General features: G+C 68.9%; 27 protein-coding genes. 20 read left to right on the top strand and 7 right to left on the bottom strand.

From position 1 onward, the window contains the following. Positions 1 to 126 precede the first annotated feature (126 nt). From FMP39_RS38255 to FMP39_RS32435, 3 genes are all read left to right on the top strand, one after another. Positions 127 to 1,197 carry a uracil-DNA glycosylase family protein gene (locus tag FMP39_RS38255; protein ID WP_228558526.1) on the top strand — a complete coding sequence of 357 codons (1,071 nt, stop codon included), beginning with the start codon at positions 127 to 129 and terminating at the stop codon, positions 1,195 to 1,197. Positions 1,198 to 1,225: 28 nt separating this feature from the next. After that, entirely contained in the window at positions 1,226 to 2,233 is a 1,008-nt protein-coding gene (locus FMP39_RS32440; protein WP_141593925.1) for an esterase family protein, read from the top strand. A gap of 174 nt (positions 2,234 to 2,407) precedes the next feature. Beyond that, positions 2,408 to 3,439 carry an L-erythro-3,5-diaminohexanoate dehydrogenase gene (locus tag FMP39_RS32435; protein ID WP_141593924.1) on the top strand — a complete coding sequence of 344 codons (1,032 nt, stop codon included), beginning with the start codon at positions 2,408 to 2,410 and terminating at the stop codon, positions 3,437 to 3,439. An 88-nt stretch (positions 3,440 to 3,527) separates the two neighbouring features. Here FMP39_RS32435 and FMP39_RS32430 read toward each other — a convergent pair whose 3' ends face one another. Next, positions 3,528 to 4,145 (bottom strand): ankyrin repeat domain-containing protein, encoded by a 618-nt coding sequence (locus FMP39_RS32430; RefSeq protein ID WP_141593923.1) that lies wholly within the window; start codon positions 4,143 to 4,145, stop codon positions 3,528 to 3,530. 176 nt (positions 4,146 to 4,321) lie between these two features. Next, entirely contained in the window at positions 4,322 to 5,857 is a 1,536-nt protein-coding gene (locus tag FMP39_RS32425; RefSeq protein WP_141593922.1) for a catalase, read from the bottom strand. 261 nt (positions 5,858 to 6,118) lie between these two features. Between FMP39_RS32425 and FMP39_RS32420 the strand changes: the two genes are divergently transcribed. The 7 genes from FMP39_RS32420 to FMP39_RS32390 all read left to right on the top strand — a co-directional run bounded on the left by FMP39_RS32420 (position 6,119) and on the right by FMP39_RS32390 (position 11,085). Next, positions 6,119 to 7,669, top strand: a complete 1,551-nt coding sequence (locus FMP39_RS32420) for a lysine 5,6-aminomutase subunit alpha (RefSeq protein ID WP_140863887.1) — start codon at positions 6,119 to 6,121, stop codon at positions 7,667 to 7,669. Then, entirely contained in the window at positions 7,666 to 8,145 is a 480-nt protein-coding gene (locus tag FMP39_RS32415) for a hypothetical protein (protein ID WP_141593921.1), read from the top strand. The genes FMP39_RS32420 and FMP39_RS32415 overlap by 4 nt, the downstream gene beginning before the upstream one ends. 4 nt (positions 8,146 to 8,149) lie before the next feature. After that, positions 8,150 to 8,935, top strand: coding sequence for an OAM dimerization domain-containing protein (locus FMP39_RS32410; protein ID WP_141593920.1), 786 nt, complete (start codon positions 8,150 to 8,152; stop codon positions 8,933 to 8,935). Continuing rightward, on the top strand, positions 8,932 to 9,330 hold the full coding sequence (locus tag FMP39_RS32405) for a hotdog fold domain-containing protein (RefSeq protein WP_208610765.1): 399 nt from the start codon (positions 8,932 to 8,934) through the stop codon (positions 9,328 to 9,330). The genes FMP39_RS32410 and FMP39_RS32405 overlap by 4 nt, the downstream gene beginning before the upstream one ends. After that, positions 9,327 to 10,154, top strand: coding sequence for a 3-keto-5-aminohexanoate cleavage protein (locus FMP39_RS32400; protein ID WP_011554385.1), 828 nt, complete (start codon positions 9,327 to 9,329; stop codon positions 10,152 to 10,154). Before FMP39_RS32405 ends, FMP39_RS32400 begins: the two co-directional genes overlap by 4 nt. Positions 10,155 to 10,267: 113 nt before the next feature. Next, positions 10,268 to 10,702, top strand: a complete 435-nt coding sequence (locus tag FMP39_RS32395) for a hypothetical protein (protein WP_141593919.1) — start codon at positions 10,268 to 10,270, stop codon at positions 10,700 to 10,702. A 2-nt stretch (positions 10,703 to 10,704) separates the two neighbouring features. After that, positions 10,705 to 11,085, top strand: a complete 381-nt coding sequence (locus FMP39_RS32390) for a DUSAM domain-containing protein (RefSeq protein ID WP_141593918.1) — start codon at positions 10,705 to 10,707, stop codon at positions 11,083 to 11,085. Between the two features lie 96 nt (positions 11,086 to 11,181). On the opposite strand, the gene FMP39_RS38250 is transcribed toward FMP39_RS32390, so the two are convergent. Next, on the bottom strand, positions 11,182 to 11,337 hold the full coding sequence (locus tag FMP39_RS38250; RefSeq protein ID WP_228558525.1) for a hypothetical protein: 156 nt from the start codon (positions 11,335 to 11,337) through the stop codon (positions 11,182 to 11,184). Positions 11,338 to 11,554: 217 nt separating this feature from the next. Here FMP39_RS38250 and FMP39_RS38245 point away from each other — a divergent pair, with 217 nt between their 5' ends. The 3 genes from FMP39_RS38245 to FMP39_RS32375 all read left to right on the top strand — a co-directional run bounded on the left by FMP39_RS38245 (position 11,555) and on the right by FMP39_RS32375 (position 13,063). Then, positions 11,555 to 11,788 carry a hypothetical protein gene (locus FMP39_RS38245; RefSeq protein WP_228558524.1) on the top strand — a complete coding sequence of 78 codons (234 nt, stop codon included), beginning with the start codon at positions 11,555 to 11,557 and terminating at the stop codon, positions 11,786 to 11,788. A 74-nt stretch (positions 11,789 to 11,862) separates the two neighbouring features. Then, positions 11,863 to 12,462, top strand: coding sequence for a hypothetical protein (locus tag FMP39_RS32380; protein ID WP_141593917.1), 600 nt, complete (start codon positions 11,863 to 11,865; stop codon positions 12,460 to 12,462). Positions 12,463 to 12,472: 10 nt separating this feature from the next. Next, positions 12,473 to 13,063 carry a hypothetical protein gene (locus FMP39_RS32375; RefSeq protein ID WP_141593916.1) on the top strand — a complete coding sequence of 197 codons (591 nt, stop codon included), beginning with the start codon at positions 12,473 to 12,475 and terminating at the stop codon, positions 13,061 to 13,063. A 22-nt stretch (positions 13,064 to 13,085) separates the two neighbouring features. On the opposite strand, the gene FMP39_RS32370 is transcribed toward FMP39_RS32375, so the two are convergent. Both FMP39_RS32370 and FMP39_RS32365 read right to left on the bottom strand, forming a co-directional pair. Next, entirely contained in the window at positions 13,086 to 13,988 is a 903-nt protein-coding gene (locus FMP39_RS32370; protein ID WP_228558523.1) for a DUF2381 family protein, read from the bottom strand. A 47-nt stretch (positions 13,989 to 14,035) separates the two neighbouring features. Then, a complete protein-coding gene (locus FMP39_RS32365; RefSeq protein WP_141593914.1) occupies positions 14,036 to 15,877 on the bottom strand; it encodes a serine/threonine-protein kinase in 1,842 nt (613 codons plus the stop codon). Between the two features lie 199 nt (positions 15,878 to 16,076). Here FMP39_RS32365 and FMP39_RS32360 point away from each other — a divergent pair, with 199 nt between their 5' ends. Continuing rightward, entirely contained in the window at positions 16,077 to 16,415 is a 339-nt protein-coding gene (locus FMP39_RS32360) for a helix-turn-helix domain-containing protein (protein ID WP_141593913.1), read from the top strand. Between the two features lie 15 nt (positions 16,416 to 16,430). On the opposite strand, the gene FMP39_RS32355 is transcribed toward FMP39_RS32360, so the two are convergent. Beyond that, positions 16,431 to 17,600 carry a serine/threonine-protein kinase gene (locus FMP39_RS32355; RefSeq protein ID WP_141593912.1) on the bottom strand — a complete coding sequence of 390 codons (1,170 nt, stop codon included), beginning with the start codon at positions 17,598 to 17,600 and terminating at the stop codon, positions 16,431 to 16,433. A gap of 243 nt (positions 17,601 to 17,843) precedes the next feature. Here FMP39_RS32355 and FMP39_RS32350 point away from each other — a divergent pair, with 243 nt between their 5' ends. The 4 genes from FMP39_RS32350 to FMP39_RS32335 all read left to right on the top strand — a co-directional run bounded on the left by FMP39_RS32350 (position 17,844) and on the right by FMP39_RS32335 (position 21,010). Beyond that, a complete protein-coding gene (locus FMP39_RS32350) occupies positions 17,844 to 18,620 on the top strand; it encodes an SDR family NAD(P)-dependent oxidoreductase (protein ID WP_141593926.1) in 777 nt (258 codons plus the stop codon). Then, entirely contained in the window at positions 18,610 to 19,401 is a 792-nt protein-coding gene (locus FMP39_RS32345; RefSeq protein ID WP_141593911.1) for a class I SAM-dependent methyltransferase, read from the top strand. The genes FMP39_RS32350 and FMP39_RS32345 overlap by 11 nt, the downstream gene beginning before the upstream one ends. 140 nt (positions 19,402 to 19,541) lie before the next feature. Beyond that, complete coding sequence (locus tag FMP39_RS32340) at positions 19,542 to 19,943, top strand: hypothetical protein (RefSeq protein WP_141593910.1); 402 nt, start codon at positions 19,542 to 19,544, stop codon at positions 19,941 to 19,943. Between the two features lie 146 nt (positions 19,944 to 20,089). Continuing rightward, positions 20,090 to 21,010 (top strand): hypothetical protein, encoded by a 921-nt coding sequence (locus FMP39_RS32335; RefSeq protein ID WP_228558522.1) that lies wholly within the window; start codon positions 20,090 to 20,092, stop codon positions 21,008 to 21,010. Between the two features lie 6 nt (positions 21,011 to 21,016). Here the strand turns inward: FMP39_RS32335 and FMP39_RS32330 are convergent, their stop codons facing one another. After that, positions 21,017 to 22,558, bottom strand: a complete 1,542-nt coding sequence (locus FMP39_RS32330; protein ID WP_194858655.1) for a ChaN family lipoprotein — start codon at positions 22,556 to 22,558, stop codon at positions 21,017 to 21,019. Between the two features lie 114 nt (positions 22,559 to 22,672). Here FMP39_RS32330 and FMP39_RS32325 point away from each other — a divergent pair, with 114 nt between their 5' ends. Then, positions 22,673 to 25,489 (top strand): TonB-dependent receptor, encoded by a 2,817-nt coding sequence (locus FMP39_RS32325; RefSeq protein WP_141593907.1) that lies wholly within the window; start codon positions 22,673 to 22,675, stop codon positions 25,487 to 25,489. Then, positions 25,489 to 26,328, top strand: a complete 840-nt coding sequence (locus FMP39_RS32320; protein WP_141593906.1) for a 5'-nucleotidase C-terminal domain-containing protein — start codon at positions 25,489 to 25,491, stop codon at positions 26,326 to 26,328. Before FMP39_RS32325 ends, FMP39_RS32320 begins: the two co-directional genes overlap by 1 nt. Positions 26,329 to 26,427 lie beyond the last annotated feature (99 nt).

The following is a 26,427-nucleotide window of genomic DNA, read 5'->3' as shown; positions in this document are numbered from 1 at the left end:
GACTGGGGGCAGGGCGGGGTAGGACTCCAGGCGTGGGCCTGGAACTGCACTGGTGGGAGGCGAACAGCCGGCTTGGGCGTCCGCTTCCTTGCGCATGGGCGCCACGTCCGATACCGATCCAGGACCGTGATTGATGACACGCCCGAGGCCTCGCAGGACCTGAGCGCCCTGCTGGACGATGTGCGCCGCCACCTCCTCTGGCAGGAGGAGGCCGCTGGCCGGGTGCTGATGATTGACGCCAAGGCGGCGCTCGAGCTCCAGCGCTCGGCTCCCTCCTTGCGCGCGCGCTTTGCCCGGACGCAGGGGGCTGCGGACGCTGCGCCTCCTGCCCAGGCGCCGCTGCCCCGGCCGCCGCTGGCGAGCCCGGCACCGGAGCACCGTTCCATTGGCACGGAGCGGCCGGGCCCGGCGACTCCTGCTGGTGCAGCGGGACCGCTGGGAGTCGGTGCCGCAGCGCCGGCCCGGATGCCGCCCCCGTCCACGCCTCCCATGCGTCCGGGGGGCATGGCTCTCGGCACCGTTGAGGGCCAGCCTCCGGCGCCTCGGTCGCCGGTCACGGGAATGCGTGTGGATGCGCCGCCGCCCACGTCGCGGCCCGCTGGGGCGCTGCCTGGAGCGGCGAACGGCGAGCGGCCGATGTTGGACGAGATTCGCCGGGAGCTGGGCGACTGCCAGCGCTGCAAGCTGTGCTCGACGCGCAAGAACCTCGTGTTCGGCTCGGGCAACCCCCGCGCGGAGCTGGTGTTCGTGGGTGAGGGCCCCGGGGAGAACGAGGACCTGCAGGGCGTGCCCTTCGTCGGCGCTGCCGGCGACCTGCTGACGAAGATGATTGGCGCGATGGGCTACCGCCGCGACGATGTCTACATCTGCAACGTCGTGAAGTGCCGGCCACCGGGGAACCGCAATCCGGAGCCGGAGGAGGTTGCCGCCTGCGAGCCTTTCCTGCGCGCGCAGTTGGCCGCCATCCAGCCCAAGGTGGTGGTGGCGCTGGGCAAGTTCGCGGCGCAGACGCTGCTGCGGGACAGCACGCCCATCACCCGCTTGCGTGGCAACTGGCGCACCTACGAGGGCATCCAGCTGATGCCCACCTTCCACCCGGCGTACCTCCTTCGCAGCCCGGCGGAGAAGCGCAAGGCATGGGAGGACCTCCAGGCGGTGATGAAGGTGCTGGGGAAGCAACCCGGTTCGCGCGCGTAGCCGCGGGCCCGATGAAGGGAATGCACGGATGAATGGATTGCTGGAGTCGAGTGAGCTGCTGTCACCCGCGCTGGAGTCGAACCCGCTGGGGGACCCGGCTCGCCGCACGCTCACCGTGTACCTGCCGCCGGGTTACGGCGCGGAGGAGAGACGCTACCCCGTCGTCTACTTCCTGCATGCCTTCGGCAACAGCGGCGGCTCGTGGACGAACGCGTCGGGCTTCGCGCCCACCGTCCCCCAGCGCCTGGACGCGCTCGTCGAGTCGGGCGCGATTCCGCCCGTCATCGGCGTCTTCCCGGATGCCTGGACGTCGCTGGGTGGCAGCCAGTGGGTGAACAGCGACGCCATTGGCCGGTACCGCGACTACCTGACCAAGGACGTGGTGGGCTTCGTGGACCGCACCTACCGCACCCTGCCGAAGGCGGCCTCGCGCGCCGTAGTGGGGCACAGCTCCGGTGGCTACGGCGCGCTGGTGATGGGCCGCTACCACCCGGAACTGTTCTCCCACGTGGGCGCGCACGCGGCGGATTCCTACTTCGAATACTGCTACCTGCCGGACCTCCCGAAGGCCGCGGCGGCGCTGCTGAAGGCCGGTGGCGTGGAGGCGTGGCATGCCGAGTTCCGGGCGCGCGTGAGTGAGACGAAGATGCGCGGGGACGACTTCCCAGTGGTGAACGTCCTGGCGATGGCCGCCGCGTATTCTCCGAAGAAGGGCGAGCCGCTCAACGTGGAGCTGCCCTTCGACGCGAACACGGGCCGGCTGCGGCTCGACGTGTGGAACCGGTGGCTGGTGCACGACCCGGTGCGCTTCGTGCCCAAGTTCATGGACGCATTCCGGAAGCTGAAGACGGTGTACCTGGACTGTGGGACGCGTGACGAGTTCAACATCCGCTGGGGCACGCGGATGCTCGCGGAGGACTTCAAGAACGCGGGCGTGGAGCGCGTCCACGAGGAGTTCGAGGACGGCCACTCCGGTGTGTCGTACCGCTTCGCGCGCTCGCTGTCCGTCCTGGCGCCGAACCTGGCGCAGGACTGACGCACGGGGCCAGGGCCTGTCGCGCGGTGGTCGGGATGCCCGCTGGGGGACGCCTCGGCCCACCGCGCGTGACGTGGCGCTGGCCTTTTCCCTGCCCGAGCGGGTAGACGCCTCCCTGGGTGCGCCCCGCCGTGGCGGGGCCGGGCGCCCGACAACCTTCAGGGAGACGGGAACATGAGCATCGACCTCTACGGGCTGTCTCGCGTCGTTGGCGAGAAGGGCGTGCTGCCCCAGCGCGCGAAGCAGTTGGATCCTTCGCTGCCGTGCCGCGAGTCCGAGCTGCTCATCGACGTGGAGAGCCTCAATATCGACGCCGCGTCCTTCAAGCAGATCAAGGGCGAGGTGGGCGGCGACGCGAAGCGCATTGGCGAGCGCATCCAGGAAATCGTCCGCGAGCGGGGGAAGATGCAGAACCCCGTGACGGGCTCGGGCGGCATGTTGATTGGCCGCGTGAAGGAGCTGGGCGCCAGGCACCCCGCGCGCGAGCTGCTCAAGGTGGGCGACCGCATCGCCACGCTGGTGAGCCTGACGCTGACGCCGCTGGTCATCGAAGAGGTGAAGGCGGTGCACGCGGACATCGACCGCGTGGACATCCGCGGACACGCGCTCCTGTTCGCCAGCGGCATCTACGCGAAGCTGCCCACGGACATGCCGGACACGTTGGCGCTCGCGGCGCTGGACGTGTGTGGCGCGCCCGCGCTGGTGGCCCGGCACGTGCGGCCGGGCATGACGGTGGCGGTGCTGGGCGCGGGCAAGAGCGGGGCGCTGTGTCTGGCGCAGGCGCGGCGCAACCTGGAGAGTTGGGGCAAGCTGCTGGCGCTCGACGTGTCACAGGGCGCGCTGGACCTGCTGTCCGGCATTGGCCTGTGTGACGTGGCCCTGAAGGTGGACGCGACTCAGGGCGTGGACGTCATGGAAGCGGTGAGCCAGGCGACGGGCGGTCAGCTCTGCGACCTGGTGGTCAACTGCGCCAGCGTGGGCAACACGGAGATGGCCACCATCCTGTCGGTGAAGGACGGCGGCACGGCCATCTTCTTCTCCATGGCCACCAGCTTCACCGCGGCGGCTCTGGGCGCCGAGGGCGTGGGCAAGGACGTCACCATGGTGGTGGGCAACGGGTACGTGCCCGGCCACGCCGCGCTGACGCTGGACCTGCTGCGCACCGAGCCGGAGCTGCTCCAGCTCTTCGGCACCCGATACGTCTAGCAGCCGAGCCGTCTGGCCCGATGCCCAGCGGCGTCTTCACCGGGATGGGGCCACCTTGTCTCATCCCGGGCGGGGCAGGGCCTCCGTGTCATCGCGCCGAGGCGGACGTCTCGGGCACGGCGGGCGCCTGGGGCACGGGCGCGCTGGGCTCCTGCGTGCGTGCCCAGTCCTGGGCGCTGCGACCGCTGCCATCGCGCACGTCAGGGGAGGCCCCCTGCTGCCGGAGCTGGTCCACCACCTCCTCGCGGCCGAACAGGGACGCGAACATCAACGCCGTCTGGCCGAAGCGGTTGCTCTGGTCCACCGCGCAGGGCTGCTGATTGAGCAGTCCCACGATGTCCGCATAGCCCTTGAAGGCCGCACCCATGAGCGCGGTGTTGCCGTTGTTTTCGCCCGCGCACGCATCCGCGCCAGCGGAGAGCAGGGCGCGCACCGTGTCCATATGCCCGTGGTACGCGGCGAGGATGAGCGGCGAGAAGCCGCGAGCATCCCGCGCCTCCACCGGCGTACCCGCCTGGACGAGCCCGGCGACGATGTCCGTCTCTCCGGCACGGGCGGCGGCCAGCAGGTAGCGCTCCGCCTCGCTCGTGGCCAGCAGACGCCCTTGCGGCGCGGGCGTGGCGCGCAGGGACATCCACGCGGCCGTCAACACGCCGGCACCCAGCATCAACAGGCCCAGCGTTCCCAAGAGCAGCTTGCGAATCATGTCGGACTCCAGAAGAGAGGGGGCCTGCTCCCGCTGAGGGAAGACCGGGATGCGACGGGTGGCGAGAGGGGGGGAGTCGCCGGGCGCCACCACATCCCGGCCTTCTCCCAGGGGGAGTGGCGGGAAGTGCCGGGCCCTGGCGGAGCCAGCCATGCCAGGGCCCGGAGATGAACGAATCAGCGGGCGGCGAGCGTGGCCACGGCGGCCTTGGCGTCGTCCAGCTTCACGTTGACCGCCTTGGCAAGGCGGGTGCCGTAGTCGGGGTTGGCCATGAAGAAGTGACCCACCATGCGCGCCTTCACCCTGGCATCACGCACCTTGTTCAGGTCCGCGGCCAGGTTCTTGATGAGGCGGTCCTTCCCGCCCGCGTCGAGCGCCAGATAGAAGGCGCCGGCCTGCGCGAAGTTGTCCGACTTCTCGATGCCGCGCTGCTGCGTGGTGCCGCTGAGCGGCGCGTTGGAGAAGAGGTACGGCGGCGCGTCCTGCGTCTCACGGCTGATGCTGGGCTCGTAGTTCACGTCCGACTTCGTGTTGGCGAAGTTCATGCTGCCCGCCTCGTTGTTGTTGCTCACCGTCGCGCGGGCCCGGTTGATGGGCAGCGACTGGTAGTTGGCGCCAATGCGGTAGCGCTGGGTGTCGGCGTAGGAGAACAGGCGGCCCTGCAGGAGGCGGTCCTCGGAGGGCTCGATGCCCGGCGGCTGCACGCCAGGGGAGAAGGCCGCCTGCTCGGTCTCCTCGAAGAAGTTGTCCGGCATCTTGTTGAGCGTGAACTTGCCCAGCTTGATGGACGGCACCTGCGCCTCGGGCCAGATTTTCGTCGCGTCGAGCGGGTCGAAGCTGAACGTGTCCAGCTCCTTGGGGTCCAGCACCTGCACGCTCAGCTCCCACGAGGGGAACTTTCCCGCGCCAATGGTGGCGTAGAGGTCCGTGGTGGCGTGCTGGTGGTCCTCGGAGATGACGCGGGCGGCGTCCTCGGCGGTGAGGCTCTTCACGCCCTGCTGCGAGCTCCAGTTGAACTTCACGTACTTGTATTCGCCCTTCGCGTTGACGAACTTGAAGGCGTGGACGCCGTGCCCGTTCATCTGGCGGTAGTTCGCCGGGATGCCGATGTCCGAGTACACCTGCGTGAGCATGTGCGTCGACTCGGGCAGGTGCGAGAAGAAGTCGAAGGAGCGGTTCGGGTCCTGCTTGTTCGTGATGGGCGACGGCTTCAGCGAGTGCACCATGTCCGGGAACTTGATGGCGTCGCGGATGAAGAAGACGGGCAGGTTGTTGCCCACCAGGTCCCAGTTGCCCTCGTCCGTGTAGAACTTGAGCGCGAAGCCGCGAGGATCGCGCAGTGTCTCCGGCGAGCCCGTCGGATGGATGACCGTGGAGAAGCGCACGAACATCGGCGTCTTCTTGCCCTTGGCGGAGAAGAGGGACGCGCGCGTCAGCTTGGAGAAGTCGCCGTAGCTCTCGAAGGTGCCGTAGGCGCCGGTGCCGCGGGCATGGACCACGCGCTCGGGGATTCGCTCACGGTCAAAGCGCGCCAGCTTTTCGATGAGGTGGAAGTCCTCCAGGAGGACGCCGCCACGCGGGCCGGCCGTCTTGGAGTTCTGGTTGGTCCCCACGGGGGAGCCGGTGTCCGTCGTCAGGGGAGGGGGCGTCGCGGCGACGGCGGCCGAACCGCCAAAGAGAATGGCGGTCAGAAGCAGGGAGCGGGTTTGCAAGGGACTCTCCTTGTCTCAGGGGGTAAGGCAGTCCCGTCCTGAGCAGGGGGCATGCCACCGCTCGATTCCGAATGATTCCAGTGGGTTACCTGTTGAGTTCAAGAACGCCCACCGAAAGAGCGGTGGCGTCACCGTCCTGTCGGTGGAGGTGAACACCGGCCCTTCGGTGCTTTGAACTCGGAACCGATAATGCGGTGCAGCAACGTTATACAGGTGCGCATCGGCGCTACCCGCTGGCGTTCGGGCGGGTAAGGTGCGTCCATGCCAGGCCCGTTCATTGAAGACGCGCGGATTGAAAATGCGCGCAAGCTGGCGGACGAAATCGTCAACCCGATCTTCGACCTCATCCGCCGTAACACCACTGTTTCGACCGAGCGCACTGTGTTGCGCTTCTTCGGCCTCTCTGGAGCTGGCGCGCGGGGCGTGCCGCTCGCCAACCTGATGGTGGACAAGCTGAAGGCCGCCGGGGTGCTCAACAAGGGCGCCGCCTACTGGTACGGCCGCGCGCTGCAGTTGGGCGCGAAGAGCCCGCTGGAGGCCGTGGAGCGGCTGACGGCGCTCCCCACGGAGAAGCTGGCCCCCTTGTCGCCCGAGCAGGAGCACAACCTCCGCGAGGAGGTGCGCGCGGAAGCCCGCGCCGCGCTCGATGACCTGAAGGCCCGCATCGCCCAGCGCGAAGAGCTCCGCAAGCAGTTCCCCATGCCCCCGGCGCCGCACAAGTACGTCATCGTGGCCACGGGCAACATCTATGACGACGTGGACCAGGCGCGCGCGGCGGCCCAGGCGGGCGCGGACGTCATCGCCGTCATCCGGTCCACGGCGCAGTCGCTGCTGGACTACGTGCCCCACGGCGCGACGACGGAGGGCTACGGCGGCACCTACGCCACCCAGGAGAACTTCCGCATCATGCGCGAAGCCCTGGACGACGAGAGCCGCAAGCTCAAGCGCTACATCCAGCTGACCAACTACTCGTCTGGCCTCTGCATGTCGGAGATCGCCTTCTGCGCGGCCTACGAGAAGCTGGACATGCTGCTCAACGACGCGATGTACGGAATCCTCTTCCGTGACATCAACATGCGGCGCACGTTCATCGACCAGTACTTCAGCCGCCGCATCTGCGCCCTGGCCGGCATCATCATCAACACCGGCGAGGACAACTACATCACCACCGCGGACGCGTACGACGCGGCCCACACCGTCATCGCCAGCCAGTTCATCAACGAGTGCTTCGCCAAGCGCGCGGGCCTCAAGGACTGGCAGCTGGGCATCGGCCACGCGTACGAAATCGACCCGTACCGCGAGGACACGCTGCTGCTCGAGCTGTCCCAGGCCATGCTGGTGCGCCGCTGCTTCCCGGACGCGCCGTTGAAGTACATGCCGCCCACCAAGCACAAGGAGACGGACATCTTCTTCAGCCACACGTACGACGTGATGGCGAACCTGGTGGCCATGTGGACTCGGCAGGGCATCCAGCTGCTGGGCATGATGACGGAGGCCATGCACACGCCGCTCCTGGCGGACCGCTACGTGGCGCTCAAGTCCGCGGCCTACATCCACCGCGCGGCGCGAGGCATCGACGAGGAGTTCACCGTCCGCGAGGACGGCAAGATCGCCAACCGCGCGCGCGAGGTGTTCGCCCGGGCGGAGCAACTGCTCCAGGAGTGCCGCGACGAGGGCATGGTGACCGCCATCGGCCGGGGCCACTTCGGTGACGTGAAGCGCGAAGAGACCGGCGGCAAGGGCCTCGACGGCGTGCTGGAGAAGGCGCCGGACTATTTCAACCCGTTCCTGGAACTCCTGGAGGCGCAGTGATGCTCGGTTCAATCCTTGCCATGGTCCTCTCCGCGGGCGGCTCCGCGGATGCGCTGGCGCAGGTCCAGGTGAAGAACGTGTCCATCCAGGTTCCCGCCTCGTGGAACCGCACCGAGGCGGATGGGACGAGCAAGTTCCAGGCGCCCAGCGGGGACGCCTACTTCCTGGTGGACGTGGGCGCCGTGCAGACGGCGGGCATGAAGGCCCAGACGTGCGTGGACAAGATTGTCGCGTCCATTGGCGGCAAGGGCTGGGAGCGTCTGAAGGTGGGCGCCCAGCCAGCGGCGAAGCGTCAGGAGACGGACGTGGCGCCGGATGGCAGTGGCGCGGTGGATTCCGTGACGTATGTGGGCTGCGACGGAAAGACGACGTGGTCGGTCGTCTTCTACCTGGAGCAGACGAAGAAGGAGCGGTTCGCTCCGCTGGCCCAGAAGGTGGGCTCCAGCGTCAAGATTCAGCGGGCCGGAGGGAAGTGAGCCGATGGTGAAGCCGAGCAAGCAGATCATCCGTCCCTACGGCGACCGGCGGGACGACGGCGTGGTGCAGCTGTCGTTCACCCTGCCGGTGCCGTTGTCCGAGAAGGCCAAGGAGGCCGCCGCCGTCTTCACGAAGAAGATGGGCTTCACTGACGTGAAGGTGGCCGCCGCCGAGCGCGCCGCGGACACGTACACCTTCTTCATCGTCTACGCCCGCTCGTCCGTCGCGCTGGACTACGCCGAAATCGACGTGCCCGAAGTCGTCGTGAAGAAGATGTCCTTCGACGACCTCAACGCCTTCATCAAGGAGAAGGTGAAGCGGCGCATCGTGGTGTTCGGCGCCTGCACGGGCACGGACACGCACACGGTGGGCATCGACGCCATCCTCAACATGAAGGGCTACGCGGGCGACTACGGCCTGGAGCGCTACCCCTGGTTCGAGGCCTTCAACCTGGGCAGCCAGGTGCCGAACGAGGACCTCATCAAGAAGGCCCTGGCGCGCAACGCGGACGCCATCCTGGTCAGCCAGGTCGTCACCCAGCGCGACGTGCACAAGGACAACTCGCGGCACTTCATCGAAGCGGCGAAGGCTGCTGGCATCCACGGCAAGGTCCAGCTGCTGCTGGGCGGGCCCCGCGTGGACCACAAGCTGGCGCTGGAGCTGGGCTTCGACGCCGGCTTCGGGCCCGGCACCAAGCCGTCCGACGTGGCCAACTACATCGTCCACGCGCTCCTCAAGAAGGAAGGCAAGGAGCCGAAGGACGCGCACTATCAGGGGGAGCCCCAGTGAGCACGGGAACGAAGGCGGTCATCCGGCTGCGCATGAGCAGCCACGACGCACATTACGGCGGCAACCTGGTCGACGGCGCGCGGATGCTGGGCCTCTTTGGTGACGTGGCCACGGAGCTGTGCATCCGCAGCGACGGGGACGAGGGCCTGTTCCGCGCCTATGACTCGGTGGAGTTCCTGGCCCCGGTGTACGCGGGCGACTTCATCGAGGCGGAGGGCGAAATCATCAGCGCGGGCAACACGTCGCGGAAGATGCGCTTCGAGGCTCGCAAGGTCATCAAGCCGCGGCCGGACGTGAATGACTCGGCGGCGGATGTCCTATCGGAGCCGGTGGTGGTGTGCCGGGCCACGGGGACGTGTGTGGTGCCCAAGGACAAGCAGCGGGGGCAGACATGAGCACGCCCATGGTCATCACCGCGGCCATGGTGGGCGCGGAGACGACGCGCGAGCAGACGCCGCACCTGCCCATCACCGCGGAGGAGATCGCCGAGGACGCCGCGCGTTGCCGCGAGGCCGGCGCGGCGATGGTGCACCTGCACGTGCGCACGCCGGACGGCAAGCCGTCGCAGGACGCGGAGTTGTTCCGCGCGGCCATCCGCGCCATCCGCAAGCGCACGGACGTGCTCATCCAGACGTCCACGGGCGGCGCGGTGGGCATGACGGTGGACCAGCGCTGCGGGCCGCTGACGCTCACCGGCGAGGACCGGCCGGACATGGCCACCTTGACGACGGGCACGGTGAACTTCGGCGAGGAGGTCTTCTGGAATCCCCGGCCGCTCGTGCGTGACATCGCCAGGCGCATCCGGGCGATTGGCCTGCGGCCGGAGCTGGAGTGCTTCGACGTGGGCATGATTGACGAAGCCCGCTACCTGGCGAAGGAAGGGCTGGTGGACCTGCCAGCGCACTTTGACTTCGTGCTCGGCGTGCCGGGCACGTTGCAGCCGCGTCCGGAGGTGCTGGACTTCATGATTGCCTCGCTGCCGGAAGGCTCTACCTGGACGGTGGCCGGCGTGGGGCGTCACCAGCTGGCCTACGTGGACGAGGCGGCGAAGCGGGGCGGAAACGCGCGCGTGGGCCTGGAGGACAACATCTACGTGTCCAAGGGCGTGCTCGCGAAGGGCAACTGGGAGCTCGTCGCAGAGGCGGCGAAGCGCGCGCGTGCCCATGGCCGCGAGCCGGCCACGCCGGAGCAGGCGCGCAAGTTGTTGCGGTTGTCGTAAGCACCGCTGGATGCATCGTGACGGCCGCCGCCCGAGTCCTGTCGGGCGGCGCCTGTCTCTGGCGTGTGGGGGCTGGTTCGTGCTGCCATGCGTCCGGGTAGAGTCGGCGCTCCATGAAAAAGCAGAAGGCTGGACCTGGCCTGTTGTGCCTCTTGGCCGTTGCGTCGTTGGGCTGCGCCAGCAGTGCGACCGGTACGGTCAACCGCCGCGATGCCTATGCCCTGGCGTCCTGCACTGACACTGTGTCGTGTTGCATCCAGCGCAACCCCGGCGTGCCCGAAGCGTGCGGCCTCACCGCGGGCGAGGCCGCCGCGCACCTTGCGACCATGGATGCCGCGGTCAGGTTCGCGACCGAGAAGACGAGGGAGCGTGCGGACGACTCCGCGGATGAAGCGTGGAAAGAACAGTGCCGGGCCAACTACGTCTTGTGCAGGGATGAGAAGAACCCAGTATGGGAGGGCGACTGCTATGCCTGCTTTCGCTACTGCGAAGGCCAACACGAGTGGCCCGACGACCAGTGCAGGCCGCGTAGGAAGAAGAGGGGATAGCCATGTCCGAAACGCTCGACTGGAACCCCATCCGGGCGCTGGCTCGGCGTGTGCTGCGCGAAGGACAGCCGCTCGTCTTGTCCGACGAGGTGCGCGCGTTACTGCTTCGCTCTGCCAGTGAGGTCGCAATCCGTGATGCCGATGCAGTGCGCGCGTTGGCCACGGACGCCGAGGCCCTGAAGCTCCTTGAGGCGATATCCGACCGCATTCGGAAAGGGTCACTGCGCCTGTCTCGCACCCTAGGCGAAGCCGTGAGCCGAAGGGATGCGGGGGACGTCGATGGCGCTCGCCAGATACTCCATGACGCATTAGCTGTCGAAGTGGTGCCTCTCTATCGCGACAGCCTGTACGCGTATGTAGAGTCCCTCGATGACGAACCATAGAACGACAGCAGGGGCGTGACGGCCACCGCGCCTCCGCCGTACGCAGGTGCTGCCGTCACTCCGATGCGCCGGATTGTCCAGGATGTGTGGGCTCGGCTAGTTTTCGGCGGCAATGGAGACATTGCCTACGCCGCCCGCGCGGATGTCCGTGGTCACGAAGAACATCATCGGCTTTTCCGTTGTGTCGTTGGGCATCGCGCTCACCGGGGTGGTGACGTTGGGCATCCAGCCCATGGGCTGGATGCGGACCACGAACGTGGGACAGCTTCCGGAGTTGGCCGCCGTTCAAGCGCAGTTGTCGTCCCTGGACGCGTGCGACATCGAATACGGAAGTCGAAAGAGTGCGAGCGGGGCGCGCTGGACGGGCTCCCAGTCGACGGCTCGGGTCACTCCCTGTGGGACTTCCTCCTCCTTTTGGATCTCCGTCCCGGTGCCGCCAGAGCGGCGGGTTGACAATGTCGCCTTCGACATGAAGCGCGGCTCGGTGAAAGCGCCCTGGAAGATCCTGGTCGAGAAGAAGCAGACCGCGTTCCCCGCGCTCAAGCAGTCGCTCGAACTGCTCGCCCCCCATCTCCTCACGCAGTACCCCATTGAGCGTCAGCGTGACGCCGACCGGAAGGCGCAGTGGGCGCGCGAGAGACAGGCGTGGAAGGACGCTGAACGCGCTCTCAAAGAGGACGCGCAGAATTCTTATCCGGAGTGAATTTCTCGCCTTTTCGCGTGCCGCCTGTTCGGGGGTTTTCGGCGTGCGCTCGTTGCACTTAGGTTCGTCCCCCAATGGCTTCTTCATCCACGCAGCCGGCGCGGAAGTCCGGCAATACCACCGTCATCATCATCGTCGCGGCAGTGGTGATGGTCGGCTTCATGGGCGCAGGGGGGATGCTGCTCGCGGGCGGATCGTTCGGCGGGGGTGGCGGTTTGAACACCGATGTCAGCGGCCTTCAGGAGCTGGCCGCGGTCCAGGCGCAGTTGCTGCCCCTGAATGCATGCAAGATTGAATACGGCGTGCGGCGAGGTGTGCTGCGGCACCGCTCGACGGGCTCCTTCAAGTCCGTCTATGTCACGCCGTGCGGTGGGGCGCCGGCTTCCGATGTCTCCATCGGCGTTCCGACGGAGCTGCAGTCGTCCCAAGTCGCCTTCGACATGAAGCGAAGCTCCGTGTCCGCGCCTTGGAAGATTCTGGTCGACAAGGAAGGGACCTCGTTCCCGAATCTCAAGCAGTCGCTCCAACAGCTCGCGCCCCTCATCGTGGAGAAGTATCCCGAGGCGCTTGCCACGGAGATCCAGCGCCGTGTGGACAGCGAGCGCGCGTGGCAGGAGAGCAAGGCTGCCGAGCGTGCTCGCAAGGAAGCGGCGAAGACCTCGTATCCCGAGTGAGCCAATTGTCATGAGCACAGTGCCCACGCAGCCGGCGCGGAAGTCAGGCAAGAACACGAGCCTCATCATCGCCGCGGTCGCGGTGGTGGTCGGCGGCATTGGCGCGGCGACCCTTCTGCTGGGTCGGCAGCCGAGCGATGTTGGGAGCCCTGGGGAGACCGATGTCGGTGGCCTTCAGGAGTTGGCCGCCATTCAGGCGCAACTGCGTCCCTTGCGGGCATGTGGCATCGAGTACGGGGAGCGGGGACGACGGATGAAGTCGGGCTCGCACACGTCCGTATGGGTCAGCGCGTGTGAGAATGACCGTTTCGCGGGAGTCCACATCGAGGTTCCCACCTCGCGACAGGTAGAGGGAGTCGCCTTCGATCTGGAGCGGAGCTCCGTCTCCGAGTCCTGGAAGATCCTGGTCGACAAGAATCAGGTGCCATTTCCAGAACTCAAGCGGACACTCGAGCAGCTCACGCCCTACCTCGTCGAGGAGATTCCCTCAAGGCTTGCTCAAGCCATCAAGGCGAAGGTCGCGGCTGATCGCGAGAGGCAGAAGCGTCAGGCCGCGGAGCCTGCTCGCAGGGAAGCGTCGAAGAACTCGTATCCGGAGTGAGGCACCCGGCCGCTCCGTCCGCTCACGGGAACTCGATGTTGCCGAGGATGATGGGGCGCTTGCCGTCCTCCGCCCACAGCGTCAGGGTGAAGGGGCCTCGGGGCGCGCCTTCCACGGGTTCGGTCTCCACCAGGACGTCCATTTCGTCGCCGGGGTTGAGGATGGCGGGTGCCCACACCCGCGCGACTTTCAACTCCGCGCCATCCGGCCCCACCAGTGCCGCGCCGGTGGCCTGCCAGGGCTTCGCGCCCAGCGGGTTCTTCAGGCCCACGACCACCAGAATGCTCCTGGCCCGGAAGGTCAGGCCGGAACGGAGCACCAGGCTGTTCTTCGCGTGCTTCCGGACGTCCAGGAACTCTCTTGCGGCGACGCCGGTGCCGCCCATGTCTCCACTCACCCACAGCCCCATCAAGCCGCCGGGGCGTGCCTGTGCTGCTCGCAGCCGTGCATTCTCCTCGCGCACTTCCTGAAGTACCCGCCGTGTCTCCAGCAGCTCCCGCTGGAAGGAGGCTGCCGTGCGCGCTCGACGGAAAATCTCCACCTGCCGTTCTGCCCGTGCAGGCGTCTCCATGACGAGTTGAAGCGTGGCCTGGGTGGGGACCGCTCCATCCGCGAAGTGGACGGTCAGCGTGGCGCGGGACTCGTCGGCCACTGGCTCCTCGGGCACCATGATGAGGAGTTCCCGGTCCACCACCTGACGGAAGCGTCCCAGGCCGGACACCTCCGCACGCATCAGGGGGGTGTCGAAGCGGAGCACCGTGGCGACACCTTCTCCGACCCGGATTTCGGGTGGCCGGCCGCACCGCTCCGCGCCCAGCTCAACGGGGCGTTCCGTCGGCTCTCGGCAGGAGGCGGGCTGGGCGCGCGCGGGCGCCGCCGCCAGCAGGAATGCGAAAGCAAGAGGGATGGGCAGTGGCGTGGGCACGGACAATCACTTCCCTGGCGGGCGGAACAAGCCGGTGGCGGAGGTCACTATTCGAAGCGATTCACGGCATAGAGCACGGCGGTGTTGCTGACCGTGGCAGTGCCCGGGCCTGGGTCGTCGCCCTTCCGCCGGATGCCGCGTACTCCGTACTGTTCGACCATCTCCAGGCACACGGGGATGAAGTCACCTCCACGGGTGTAGGCCTGGGTGAAGCGGCCATAGACGCGGTCCGCGAAGATGAGTTCGCCCACGGCTTTTCCCGAGGTCAGGGGGCCAAAGTTCGTTCCGAGTTCGACCTGGACGCGGCCTTCCCGGACGAGGACAGGCTCTCCAAAGTCCTTGTCGTCGACGAAGGCGAGGCTGGTCCTGTCGCCGATGCGAATACCGGCCCGCTTCATGGCATCCACCGCGCCGGGGGGACAAGGTTCGCCGGGAGGCGCCGGACGCACCTGTGGGCCGCTGGGGCAGCCCAGGCCCGAGCAGGCGGCGACGGCCACCATCGTCCGGGCCGCTGCCTTGAGGGCCCGCGCGCTGGAGGCGGGCTGCTGGGAAGTCGTCACGCTGTCGGGCATCTGCTTCACGGGGAGCTCTTCCTTCTTCGGGTGCGCCACCTCGGCGGTGACGGCCGCGAGGGTGGGCCCGGGACTGGGCAGGGGCGCGGCCTGCTCACTTTCCGGCGGGCCACCGGGCAAAGCCACTTCCCGGATGGGATTGCTCCCGCCACCCAGCGTGGGTGTCGCCACCCAGAGCCACGCCCCCAGCGCACAGGCCAGCCCGGCGAGCACCACCGCCCAGCGAGCCGCACGTCCGCGCGCAGGCGTTCGTGGCGCCGAGGCTTCGGGAGCACGTATTTCCAGCGGCGGCTTGTGGGGCAGGGGTCCACGCCTGGGCGAGGCCCAGCGGGCGTTACCTGCCTCGGCCCACATCACCAGCGCGGCGTCATTGTCGTCCTCGGACCGGGAGTCGGGGCCGGGTGTTTCCGCGTTCTGCCGCCACTCGCACAGAGGCGTGTCCCACGCCGCGTCGGCGGCTGCGAGTGACCGCTCTATGTCCGCGCTCAGTGCCTCCGCGCTCCCTCGGGCTTCGGGGGCCTTGGCCAGCAACCGCAGACACAGTTCGCTCAGCGCCGGTGGCACGCGCGGATTCACCGTGTGGGGAGCGCGAGGCGCCTCGGAAATGACGGCCTCGATTTCCGAGGGGGTCACTATCTCCAGGAAGGGAGGGCGGCCCGTCAGCATCCAATAGAAGATGACGCCGAGCGCATAGACGTCATCCGCTGGCCCGCACCGGTATCGTCTGGCCGTGGCCGCGCTGCTGGCCCTGCGAAACGCCAGCGCCTCCGGGCTGCGATAGCGCATGGTGCCCGGCGGCAGGACACCCTGGGTCAGGCGGGGGGCTCCGGCGAAGTCGCCCACGCCGAAGTCCACCAGGACGGGTTCACCGGCCGGCTCCCGCACCATGACGTTGGATTCCTTGAGGTCGCGGTGAACGACGCCCGCCGCGTGCGTGGCCTCCAACCCCAGGGCCATGCCGCGCAGCAGCCGTGCCACCTGTCGAGCGCTGGGGTTCTCCTCTTCCACCCACTGGTGCAGGGTCCGTCCTCGCACGCACTCCATCGCCAGGTAGAACAACCGCGGCGCCACGCCCGGGAACTTGCCGCAGGCGCGAAAGGCCACCACGTTGGGGTGGCGCAGGCGCAGGAGGATGGCGACCTCGCGCTCCGGCCACCCCACGATCCGGTGGAGGTATTGGACCTTGAGCGCGACCTCCTCGCCGTCCCGCATCGCGAGGTACACGTCGCCGCACGCGCCGCTGCCCAGCCGCTTGCCCAGGGTGAAGCCCGCGATGCGTGTCCCCGGCGAATGTTCTCGCCTCTGCGCTTCCGCCATGCCGTCTCCCAGGGGCTTCCCACCCGGCGGGCCCCACCTGAAGTGTCACCAGACGCCAGCAGGACCCCGCCGGGAGGATGCCGTTCTCGCTACAGCCAGGGAAGATGAAAGTGCTTGGTCTGATATGGCCCTGAGGGGTTTAGGTCCGCGCCATCCGCTCGGCGGCCCCTGGGGTTTGGGCTAGGCTTCCGGACGAGCCATGGACGAAGAACTGGGAGCGACTTTTGGAAGGGCCGTGCGCGAGGCGCGAGCGCGGCTGGGGTTGACGCAGGTGGAAGTCGCGGCGCTGTTGGACATGCACCCCATGGTCTACAGCCGGATGGAGCGGGGGAAGATGTTGCCGCGTGTGGCCACGCTGCGGAAGGTGGCCATGGTGCTGCGGACCTCCACGGATGAGCTGCTGGGCCTCGCCCGGGAGGGCCGCGCGGGCGCGAAGAAGCAGTCCTCGCTGCAACGGCGGCTGATGACGCTTTCGGAGACGCTGGACGAAGAGAAGCTCCAGGCGCTCGTCGTGATGGCGAGCGCCCTGTCCCGCTAGCACCAGGGCTCGGCTTCAGGCGTCCTTGGGGCCTCGTCCCGACAGTTCATGGGACTCGAGGCCCGATGGGAAGAGACTCTCGTCGAGCAGCTCGACCTCGTCGCGTACCGCGCTGGCGTCGCTGATGAGCCGCGTCAGCTCCGCGGCCATGTCGGCCCGTCCGAAGGGGCGGCCGGTGCGGCGGACTTCCTGGACGAGGCATTCCCGGAGTGCCTCGCACAACGCCCCCGCTGAGCCGAAGCGCTTCGTTGCTTCCTTGTGCAGCATCCCTTGAAGGAGGGCGCGCACCTCGGGCGGCAGGCTCGCGGCGGCTCGCTCCACGTCCTGGGGACCATGGTCCTCCAGCAGCATCAGCATCTGTGTGAGCGGCAGGGAAGGGGGCTCCTCCAGGCGCAGCTCACGCGACTTCGCACGCGGTGGCTCCAGCGCCTCCGCCGCGGCCGCGAACAGGTGCCGCCCCGTGGCCAGCTCCAACAGCACAAGCCCCAGCGAGAAGAGGTCCGAGGCGGCGGTCAGCGTCTGGCCCGCGAGGTACTCCGGCGACGCATAGGCCACGTCGCCCTTGAGCAGCGCCTCCGCCGTCTCCTCCCGGCCGACCAGGTGCGAATAGGCCACGCCAAAGTGCGTCAGCTTCACCTCGCCCGTGCGCGCCACCCGCACGTTGCGGGGACTGACGTCGCGATGAATCAGTCCCAGGAACCGGCCCTGCGCGTCCTTGAGCGAGTGGGCATGGTGCAGGGCGTCCGCCAGCTCCGCGGCGACGTGGAGCGCGAAGGCCAGGGATACGGGCTTCCCTCGCATGGCCATGAGGTCCAGCACGGTCTCCAGCGACGGCCCGTCCACGTGCTCCATGATGATGTACGGCTTGCCCCGGTGAATCTTGAAGTAGTGCACCTGGGCGATGGTGGGGTGGTGGAGGCGGTAGGCCAGCTGCACTTCCTCCACCAGCCGGTGCCGGCGCGCGGAGCTCGCGGGGCTGCGCACGCGCTTGATGACGACGGTGCCGGCGAGCCCGTGCCGCTGGTAGCGCTCGGCCAGGAGCAACTCCTCTCCGTTGGCTCGGCGCTCCAACATGCGGACGAACTCGAACCGCGTGTGCTCCACCGAGAAGAGAACGTGTCGCCGTTCGAACGTGAAGATGGAAGGTTCGTCCTTCTGGGTGGTCGTGAGGCGGTGCGAGGCCAATGGCGACTCCTGGGTATAGACCTTAAAGGGTTATGATTAGATAAACACGAAGAGGGCGGAGGGAGGAAGCCGCTCCCGGCGCAGGGGGGCAGGGCGGATTTTTCCGCTGGCCTTCATGTTCATGGACGGCTCTTGTCAGGCGCCGGGGCCTCTTCTCGTCGTGAGCCGCCGGACGCCACCGGTGTGCCCGGGACTCCGCCGCGAAGCGGCCCCGTGAAAGCACGACCCGAGGAGAACACCCGGATGGACACGGAGCTGAAAGGCAGAGGCGTCCTGGTCACGGGCGGCGCCGGAGGAATCGGCACCGCCCTGGTCCATACCTTCGCGGAAGAAGGCGCGAAGGTGGCGGTGCACTACCACTCCAGTACCGAGAAGGCCCAGGCGCTGGCACGCGACGTCGGCGGCGCAGCGCTGCGCGCGGACCTGACGGTGGAAGCCGACGTGGACGCGCTGGTTCCCGCGGCGGTGGCCGCGCTGGGGCGGCTGGACGTGCTGGTCTGCAACGCGGGCGTCTGGCCCGCCCCGGATGAACCCGTCTGGGAGATGTCCCTGGCGCGCTGGCGCCGCACGCTGGCGGAGAACCTGGACAGCGTCTTCCTGTGCTGCCGTGCCTTCCTGCGGCACGTGGCCACCACGAAGACGGGCAACATCGTCATCATCAGCTCCACGGCGGGGCTGTTCGGTGAAGCAGGACACGCTGACTACGCCGCCGCCAAGGGCGCGCTGGCGAGTGGCTTCCTCAAGAGCCTCAAGAACGAATTGGGCCGCATCGCGCACCTGGGCCGCGTCAACGTCGTGTGCCCGGGATGGACGGCGGTGGACCGCAGCCGCGACAAACTGGCCCAGCCGGGCTTCGTTGAACGCGTCACGCGGACGATGCCGCTGCGCAAGGTGGCGCAGCCGGTGGACGTGGCGCGGGCGGTGGTGTCGCTCGCGTCGGACCGAATCTCCGGACATGTGACGGGTGAAGTCGTCACTGTCGCCGGAGGCATGGAAGGAAGGGTGCTGCATGACGACTGAATTGGATGTGCGGACGTACAATCGCGAGGCGTGGAACCGCCAGGTGGCCACGGGCAACAAGTGGACGCTTCCCGTCAGCCCGGAAGTCATCGCCGCGGCACGCAAGGGCGAGTGGAGCATCGTCCTCACCCCCACGAAGCCGGTGCCGCGCGAGTGGTTCGGCGACGTGAGGGGCAAGGACATCCTGTGCCTCGCGGGCTCGGGTGGACAGCAGGCTCCGGTGCTGGCGGCGGCGGGCGCCCGGGTGTCGGTGCTGGACAACTCGCCCGCACAGCTCGGCCAGGACCGCATGGTGGCGGAGCGCGAGGGCTTGGAGCTGCGGCTGGTGGAGGGCGACATGCGCGACCTCTCCGCCTTCGAGGACGCGAGCTTCGACCTCATCTTCCACCCGTGCTCCAACTGCTTCGTGGACGCGGTGCGCCCTGTGTGGCGTGAGGCGGCGCGGGTGCTGCGCCCCGGCGGCGTGCTGCTGACCGGCTTCACCAATCCCGTGAACTACCTGTTCGACCTGGCCTTGGAGAAGCAGGGCATCTTCACGCTGAAGTACCGGATGCCCTACTCGGACTTCACCAGCCTGTCCGACGAGGAGCGCCGCCGCTTCACGGACCTGGGCGAGCCGCTCTGCGTCGGGCACTCCCTGGAGGACCAGCTTGGCGGTCAGGCGGATGCGGGGCTCGCCATCGTCGGCCTCTTCGAGGACTCGTTCGGTCCGGAAGATGCCCTGTCGCAGTACTACAACGGCTTCATCGCCACCCGCGCGATGAAGCTCCCGGCGCGGTAGGGCGCGGGGCGGGGAGGCAGGCGCGAAAAGGCGTCCGCTCGGGCGGATTTAACCTTCCGCGCCGCGCGGGGTTTTTCAGGGCAAGAGGCGACGGGAAGGCCGGCTCCCGAAGCCTCAGTCACCCTGAGGAGCAAACCACGATGAAGCTCATGACCGCCCTGCGTTCCGTTGCTGTCGCCTCGTTGTTCATCGCCGCGCCCGTGCTGGCCCAGACGGCCGCGCCCGAGTCCGCCCATCCGCCTGCCGCGGACGGCAAGGGGCACGGTGGGCACCACTGGCACAAGGGCAAGCGGCATGGAAACAAGATGGCCCGCATGGAGCACCGGATGGACAAGGCCGTGGCCGAAGGAAGGCTCTCCCAGGCCCAGGCCGACCAGTTCAAGGCCGAGGGCCGCCAACTGCGGGAGGAGATGAAGGCCCAGCGTGAAGCCTCGGGCGGCAAGCTCTCCGATGCGCAGCGGGAGGAGATGCGGTCGAAGATGCGCGCCTTCCGCGAGAAGGTGAAGTCGGCCATGCAGGCGAACGCGCCGCAGAAGACGTAGTCCCATGCCGCACGCCAGGGGAGGGGGGCGGAGGAAGTGCCGCCACCCCTCCGGCGGTGGCGGGCACCGTGCGGGCGCACGCGGCGTGACGCCTCGTGGGCGACTGGCGCAGAATGCGTGGACCTGCCTTCTCGGATGAGGTCCTCATGCGCGTGTTCCCCTTGCTGGCCGTCGCCGTTCTCTTCCTCGGTTGCGGCGCGCGCTCGGGCCGCGTGAAGCCGGAGGGCCCGGAGTCCACGGTGGCCGTTCCGGATGACGCGGAGCTGCGCCGGGTGCAGACGCGGGCGAAGTACCTCTTCGATGCGGAGCGCGCCGCCATCTTCGCCACGGACCGGCTCCTCATCCAGGACGCGCTGGATCGCTCGCGCATGGAGTGGTTCTTCACGGTGCCTCGCGAAGATGGGTGGTACTCCCTCTTCGGCACCTTGGACGACGCGGGGACCTTCACCCCGGCCTATGCCTTCAAGGCTCCGCGTGACGATGCGGAGCAGATGGCTCCGCTGCCACTCAACGAGCTGCCCGGAGACTTCAGCCCCGTCGCCCGAGCGGTGAAGACGTCGATGCTGGCCACGGTGGAGGCCTTCAAGCGGGGGGCCATCAACCCGGTGGTCTTCGTGGAGGAGGATGGGGACCTGACCGTCTATGTCCTCCAGGGGACTCGTGACCCCATGCGCTTCTACCTCGGCGGGGACATCCGCTTCCGCTACAGCCCCGACGGGCGCACGCAGCGAGAGGCGGTGCGGCTCCACCAGAGCGTCTTCGCCATCAGTCTGGAGCCGGGACCGGAGGGCGAGCTGTACCAGGGCTCGGCGCACTCCCACGTCCTCTTCGGGGGGCCGTTGGAGACGGAGCTGGCGACACTGATGCTCTACCCGGAGCTGAGTGCGCTCACGGTCATCCATGCCGCGTCCCGCATCGCCTACTTCTTGACGCCGGACGGAGCCATCCGGGTGCTGAGCGAAGCGCCGGAGCGGCAGCGGATGTTGAAGCCGGATGGGACGTTCGGCCCGCTCGACATGGAGGAGGAAGCCGCGCCTCCGCCTCCCTCGGGACAGGTTGACTTGTAGCCGGGCTCAGATGCCCAGGCGTTCGGCCCAGGCGAAGTAGGCCGCGCGCGGGTCCACGAAGGGGTCGCGGAACAGGGCCTGCACCTCCGCCTTGTCCACCTGGCCACTGTCGAAGGCCTGGTACAGCCGGTCTCCGAGCAGATAGCCCAGGGCGTGGCTGACGCCGTGGAACAGGCGGTCCTTGCGCAGGGGGAGGAGCTTCACGGCTTCTTCCGGCGCTTCCGCCTCCGTGGCCTTGTGGGCCAGCACGAAGGCGGCGATCTGCCGCTCCACGCCGCGGCTCTCGCCGAAGCGCTTGGCCCACTCGGCCACGCCCAGGCAGGTGCGCCGGGGGTTCACCAGCTTCGAACCGAAGAAGCCGAGCGCCTCTTCCAGGCAGCGCGCGTAGAAGGCCTCCGAGGCGCCGCGCGGCGCGTCCATGGCGTCACCCACGGCGCAGTGCCGCACGAAGTGCGCCGCTTCCTCCGCCGCGTGGTTCAGCGACAGCGACGCCAGGTAGGCCACCCGCGCGCGGGGGATGTAGCTGCTCTCACGGGAGAGGATGTGGCGGCGAAGCTGGGTCAGCTCGGCCTGGGTGAAGCGTCCGCGCCGCTGGATTCGCGCCAGGACGTCGCCGTCCGCGGCGGTGGCCACGTCCACCGTGTCCAGGGAGCGGCCCACGGGCACGCCGGCGAGCCGGCCGATCAGCGCGGACATTTCACGGAAGCGCTCGGCGGCGCCGCGATCCAACAGCGGCGCGTCTCCGGCCTCCGCCTCCAGGTAGTCCAGGAAGCTCTGCTGGCACACCACGGGGGAGGCGTTCATCAGGCACAAGGTGCCGTCGGCCAGCTCCACGGCCTCCGCGGCGCCAACGCGGCCTTCGCGCGCCAGCCGCCACCAGACGCCTTCCGCGTTCTGGTACACGACCAGCCCCTTGCGCGTCTCCGTGCCGAGCGCGCGCTCCACCTGCGCGGGCAGGTGGCAGGGCGCCACGTGGTACTGGCCCACCAGGACCATGACCAGCGGCCGGTCCGGCGCGCGGGCGGCGCGGGCGATGCGTTCGGCGGCGTAGGCGTCGCGAAGCTCCAGCGAGCGCTCACCCTGCGCCCGGCGGTCGATGCCCACCACTTCCAGCTTCTGCTTGCGCGCGAAGGAGAGCAGGACGCGCGTATTGGACCAAACCCCCGAGCCGTGTCCCAGCTTCGCCAGCAGGGAGCGCTCGGTGATGCGGCCGGCGCGCCAGGCGTCCACGGTGGCCTGGTGACGGCCCTCCACGCACTCCAGCGCCATGATGACGCGGCGGCCCGAGGCCTGCGCCCGCTCCACCAGTGAAAGGTAGGTTTCCTGCGCGAGCGGGAGCGTGTGGTAGTCGCCGACGTAGACGACGTCCGCCGCCTGGACCTGCTGGTACACGGCGGACAGCGTCGTGACGCTCCGGTAACCCGAGGTGCGCCGCCGGAAGCGGGCCTCATAGGTTCGGAAGGATGCCGTCTGTCCGTCAACCACTCGGGCAATCTGCGCGCGCTGGCGTCGGAACAGGGCGAGGTGCAAGGCGAGCGAAGCGCGCATGGAGTGCCGCAATCCCTCGCACGCCACCGCAGGCCCGGCAAAAAAACGGCGCGTCCGTGTGGCGGGAGCGTTCCTTGACTGGGGCGGAAGGCCAATGGACCATGGCTCTCAGCCTTGAAGACCGCACACGCTCGCGCGACCCTCCTCAGCCTGGTCCTCGTCATGGCGGTGCCCGGCCGTGCCGAGGAGCCGGGGCTCTTGCATTCCCCACCAGAACGCGCCGAGCCGCGCGTCGCGCTGCAACTCGACGGTACGCTGGTGGAAGGCCGCCGCGTCCTCGAGCTGTACGTGCGCTACCGCGGCCCGGGCGAGCCCTATGCCCGCCGCCCCATGGAGCGGGAGTACGGCGACCTGTACCGGGCCGTGATTCCCGCGGAGCACGTCGTCCCGCCCGGCATCGAGTACTACGTCGAGGGCCTCACCGCGGATGGCCAGCGCGTGCCGCTCTTCCAGTCCGCCTCGCGCCCCGCACGCGTGCTCGTGGGCGGCGAGACGCCGGCCAGTGCGTCCATCGTCCGATCCACGCCGCCGCCCGAGCGCCGGCCCCCGCCGAGCCGGACGCCACCGCGCGCCGCTCCGCCCGAGCCTGCGCCGCCTCCCGAGCACACCCCTCCGCCCGAGCGCTCCCGCGCGCAGGCATCCGCGCCGCGAAAGGATGCGCCCCCGGCGACGCCGCAGGACGACTCGATGGCCGCGCTCACGGCGGACCTGCCCGCGGATGCGCCCACGGAGGCTTCGTCGTCGGCACGGCCGTCCCGGACCTCCGCGGCGGCAGGCAGCGCGCCCGCATCGCGTGAGCCGGCGGCCCCACGGTCCGAGCTGGAGGAGGACCTGGCCCTCTACAGCGCCGAGGACACGCTGGCCCTGGCCACGCGCCACGAGGCGGCGGTGCGGACGGTGCCCGCCATTGGCGCCTCGTTCAGTCAGCAGCAGCTACGTTCCCTGGGCGCGCGCACCGTGGCGGACGTCCTGGACGTGGTGCCCGGCCTGTCGGTCAGCAGGGATGTGCAGGGCTTCCACCGCACCGCCATTCGGGGCCTGCGCAATGACGCGGAGGTCCTCTTCCTCCTCAACGGTCACCGCCTCAACAGCTTCTTCGATGGCAAGGCGCTGATGAACCTGCCGGTGGAGAACCTGGAGCGGGTGGAGGTCATCCGCGGCCCTGGCTCCGCTCTCTATGGCGCCGGTGCCTTCCTGGGTGTGGTCAACATCGTCACGGACACGTCGGACGGCGTTCGCACGGCCGTGTCCGTCGGTGGTTACCCGGGACAAGACGACCGGCTCGCCGTCACGGGGAACGGGCACCTCTCCGCGGGGCACACCGCTGGGAATCTGCGCGTCTTCGCGGACATCGACGTGTGGAGCCAGGCCGGCGACTCCACCGTCATCGAGAACGATGGCCTGGACGACGAGTCGCGCTCGCAGGGGCTCCGCGACGTGACGGACCCGGCGGGGCGCACCCGCGACGAGCGCTTCCTCTTCAACGCGGGCGCGGGCGCCACCTACGCCATGGGCGACGCGGGCCGCCTGGGAGCCTCCGCGCGCTTCCTCACCGAGCGCCGCAGCGCCCTGGTGGGCCTCTTCGACACGGTGGGCGAGGACTCCAAGCTGGGCTGGAACGTCTTCCTCGCGGACCTGACCTGGGAGCGCTCCTTCGGGCCCGACGTGACGCTCCGCGCGCGGGCCGGGTATGACCAGCAGTCCACCGACCGCTTCTTCCAGATCACCCCTCACGACTTCAGCGCCGGCACGGGCACGAACCGCCTGTTCGAAGAGGGGATGCAGGAGCAGACGCGCGTCTCCGTGCGCTCGCTCACCGGCTCCGTGGACGCGGACGTGGCCCTGGGCGCCTACAACCGCCTCTCCCTGGGCGCGGTGGTGGAGCAGCAGTCGCTGGGCGAATACGACTACGTGACGAACTACACCCTGGACGCCCAGGTGCGTCCGGACGGCCTGACGCGGCCGGAGGGCCTGGTGGACCTGACGGGCGGCGCCGCGTCCCGCCGCCTCAACGTGGGCCTGTTCGCGCAGGACCAGTGGACCGTCGTCAACGCGCTCACGCTCACGTTCGGCGTGCGCATGGACGCCACCCAGTTGCCCACGGTGGACGCGTCCGGCGCCATCAACGGCACCCGCTTCGTGCCCACCCTCAATCCGCGCGTGGGGCTGGTGTTCGCGGCCACCGACGCGCTGGTGCTCAAGGCCCTCTATGGGCGTGCCTTCCGCGCGCCCACGCTGCAGGAGTTGGTCGAGCGCATTCCGGACACGGAGTACAACCAGGGCCGCTTCGAGGGGAACCCGCGCCTCCAGCCCGCCACGGTGGACACCTTCGAGCTGGGCGCGGACCTCATCCAGTCGGCGGGGGACGCGCGCGTGCGGCTGCGCGCCAACGCGTACGTGGCCCTCTTCGGCTCGCCCATCGTCCCCGTGGACACGTCGGGCAACATCGTCCCGCTGCGCAACCGCGAGCTGGGCGTGCGCGTGTACGGCGTGGAGGGCGAGGCCCGGCTGGAGGCCTCCAAGCGCGCGTATGCGTGGCTCAACGCCAGCATCTCCCGCGCGGAGGACCTGGAGCTGCCCGCCCAGTCCCGCCTGCTCACGGACACGCCGCAGGCGCGCTTCAACGCCGGCGTGACGATGCCCATCGGCGCCTATGTGAATTTCGACGTGGTGGTGCGCACGGGAGCGGAGCGGCGCAACAACAGCCGCTCCGTGCTGGAGCTCATCCGCCGCTACAAGATTCCGTCCTACAGCCTCATCACCGCGCAGCTGCGCACCGAGCCCATCCTGGAGCACTTCGAGGTGGCCCTGGTGGCGCACAACCTGTTCGACAATGACCTTCGCGACGACGTGCCCCGTCCGGACCGTGTCCCCGGGCTGCTCCCGCGCGAGGGCATGTCCGGATTCCTCACCGTGAGGGCCCACTACTGATGCCGCGCTCCTGCTCCCTGTTCGCCGCGCTCGCTTTCGGGCTGGGCGCCTTCCACGGCGGCTGCATCGCCTACAACGACTCGTGCCAGCCCCTGGTGGAGGACCCCGACGCCGTCGTGGGCTACCTGGCCGACGATGTGCTCCTCGACAAGGTCTACACGCGGCACGACAACAATGCGCTGGGCCAGCTCGTCGCGGATGCCCTCCTGCACGCGGAGGATGACTCCACACGCCCCGCGGTGCTGGGCGTCGTCAACGGCGGCTCGCTGCGCCAGGAGGGCCTGTGCGTCACGCGGACCGAGCTGCGCCAGGGGCCGCTCACGGATGGCGTGCTCCACGAGCTCATCCTCTTCGAGAACCTCGTCGTGACGGTGGACCTCACGGAGAAGGAGCTCGTGGACATGCTGGAGCTGTCCGTGGGGGCGCTGTACCTGGAAGGGCAGAGCATCGCGTCGCCTTCCGGCGCCTTCCTTCACGTGTCCAAGGGCAGCTCGCTGCGCGTGGACTGCGCCCAGCCGAAAGGCTCGCGCGTGCGCGAACTGACGGTGGGTGGCGTGCCCGTGGCGCTGCCGGCGCGCGAAGACGCGTCCATCCGCTACCGCGTGGCCATGAACGCGTACATCCTGGAGGGAGGCGACGGCTACGGCGCGGCGCTGGGCAACGCGGGACAGAACCCGGACCGCAACCCGGTGCAGGCTCGCAAGCTGGGCGGTACGGAAGCCAACCTCGCTTCGGCGTACATGAAGGCAAAGCACCCAACGCCCGTGCAGGCGCTGCGCGAGGAGCCGCGAGTCGTCTTCCAGAACTGTGCCCTGCCCGCGAGGCCCGCGGGCAGGTGAGGGTGGGGGACCGGGCGTGAAGCCGGCCCTCCGGAACTACTTGGGCTCTTCGGAGGGCGCCACCGCCACGGCCGTCACCGGCTGGGCGGGGGCGGGCGC

The organism is Myxococcus sp. AB056 (assembly GCF_006547365.1).
GTDB classification, from domain to species: domain Bacteria; phylum Myxococcota; class Myxococcia; order Myxococcales; family Myxococcaceae; genus Myxococcus; species Myxococcus virescens.
This window is presented reverse-complemented; position numbering and strand designations above follow the sequence as displayed.

Bases quoted from the DNA above. Each gene is read 5' to 3' on its own strand.
- FMP39_RS32440 (WP_141593925.1), top strand. From the start codon at position 1,226: ATGAATGGATTGCTGGAGTCGAGTGAGCTGCTGTCACCCGCGCTGGAG.
- FMP39_RS32435 (WP_141593924.1), top strand. From the start codon at position 2,408: ATGAGCATCGACCTCTACGGGCTGTCTCGCGTCGTTGGCGAGAAGGGC.
- FMP39_RS32430 (WP_141593923.1), bottom strand. From the start codon at position 4,145: ATGATTCGCAAGCTGCTCTTGGGAACGCTGGGCCTGTTGATGCTGGGT.
- FMP39_RS32420 (WP_140863887.1), top strand. From the start codon at position 6,119: ATGCCAGGCCCGTTCATTGAAGACGCGCGGATTGAAAATGCGCGCAAG.
- FMP39_RS32410 (WP_141593920.1), top strand. From the start codon at position 8,150: ATGGTGAAGCCGAGCAAGCAGATCATCCGTCCCTACGGCGACCGGCGG.
- FMP39_RS32400 (WP_011554385.1), top strand. From the start codon at position 9,327: ATGAGCACGCCCATGGTCATCACCGCGGCCATGGTGGGCGCGGAGACG.
- FMP39_RS32395 (WP_141593919.1), top strand. From the start codon at position 10,268: ATGAAAAAGCAGAAGGCTGGACCTGGCCTGTTGTGCCTCTTGGCCGTT.
- FMP39_RS32390 (WP_141593918.1), top strand. From the start codon at position 10,705: ATGTCCGAAACGCTCGACTGGAACCCCATCCGGGCGCTGGCTCGGCGT.
- FMP39_RS38245 (WP_228558524.1), top strand. From the start codon at position 11,555: ATGAAGCGCGGCTCGGTGAAAGCGCCCTGGAAGATCCTGGTCGAGAAG.
- FMP39_RS32380 (WP_141593917.1), top strand. From the start codon at position 11,863: ATGGCTTCTTCATCCACGCAGCCGGCGCGGAAGTCCGGCAATACCACC.
- FMP39_RS32375 (WP_141593916.1), top strand. From the start codon at position 12,473: ATGAGCACAGTGCCCACGCAGCCGGCGCGGAAGTCAGGCAAGAACACG.
- FMP39_RS32365 (WP_141593914.1), bottom strand. From the start codon at position 15,877: ATGGCGGAAGCGCAGAGGCGAGAACATTCGCCGGGGACACGCATCGCG.
- FMP39_RS32360 (WP_141593913.1), top strand. From the start codon at position 16,077: ATGGACGAAGAACTGGGAGCGACTTTTGGAAGGGCCGTGCGCGAGGCG.
- FMP39_RS32350 (WP_141593926.1), top strand. From the start codon at position 17,844: ATGGACACGGAGCTGAAAGGCAGAGGCGTCCTGGTCACGGGCGGCGCC.
- FMP39_RS32345 (WP_141593911.1), top strand. From the start codon at position 18,610: ATGACGACTGAATTGGATGTGCGGACGTACAATCGCGAGGCGTGGAAC.
- FMP39_RS32340 (WP_141593910.1), top strand. From the start codon at position 19,542: ATGAAGCTCATGACCGCCCTGCGTTCCGTTGCTGTCGCCTCGTTGTTC.
- FMP39_RS32335 (WP_228558522.1), top strand. From the start codon at position 20,090: ATGCGCGTGTTCCCCTTGCTGGCCGTCGCCGTTCTCTTCCTCGGTTGC.
- FMP39_RS32330 (WP_194858655.1), bottom strand. From the start codon at position 22,558: ATGCGCGCTTCGCTCGCCTTGCACCTCGCCCTGTTCCGACGCCAGCGC.
- FMP39_RS32320 (WP_141593906.1), top strand. From the start codon at position 25,489: ATGCCGCGCTCCTGCTCCCTGTTCGCCGCGCTCGCTTTCGGGCTGGGC.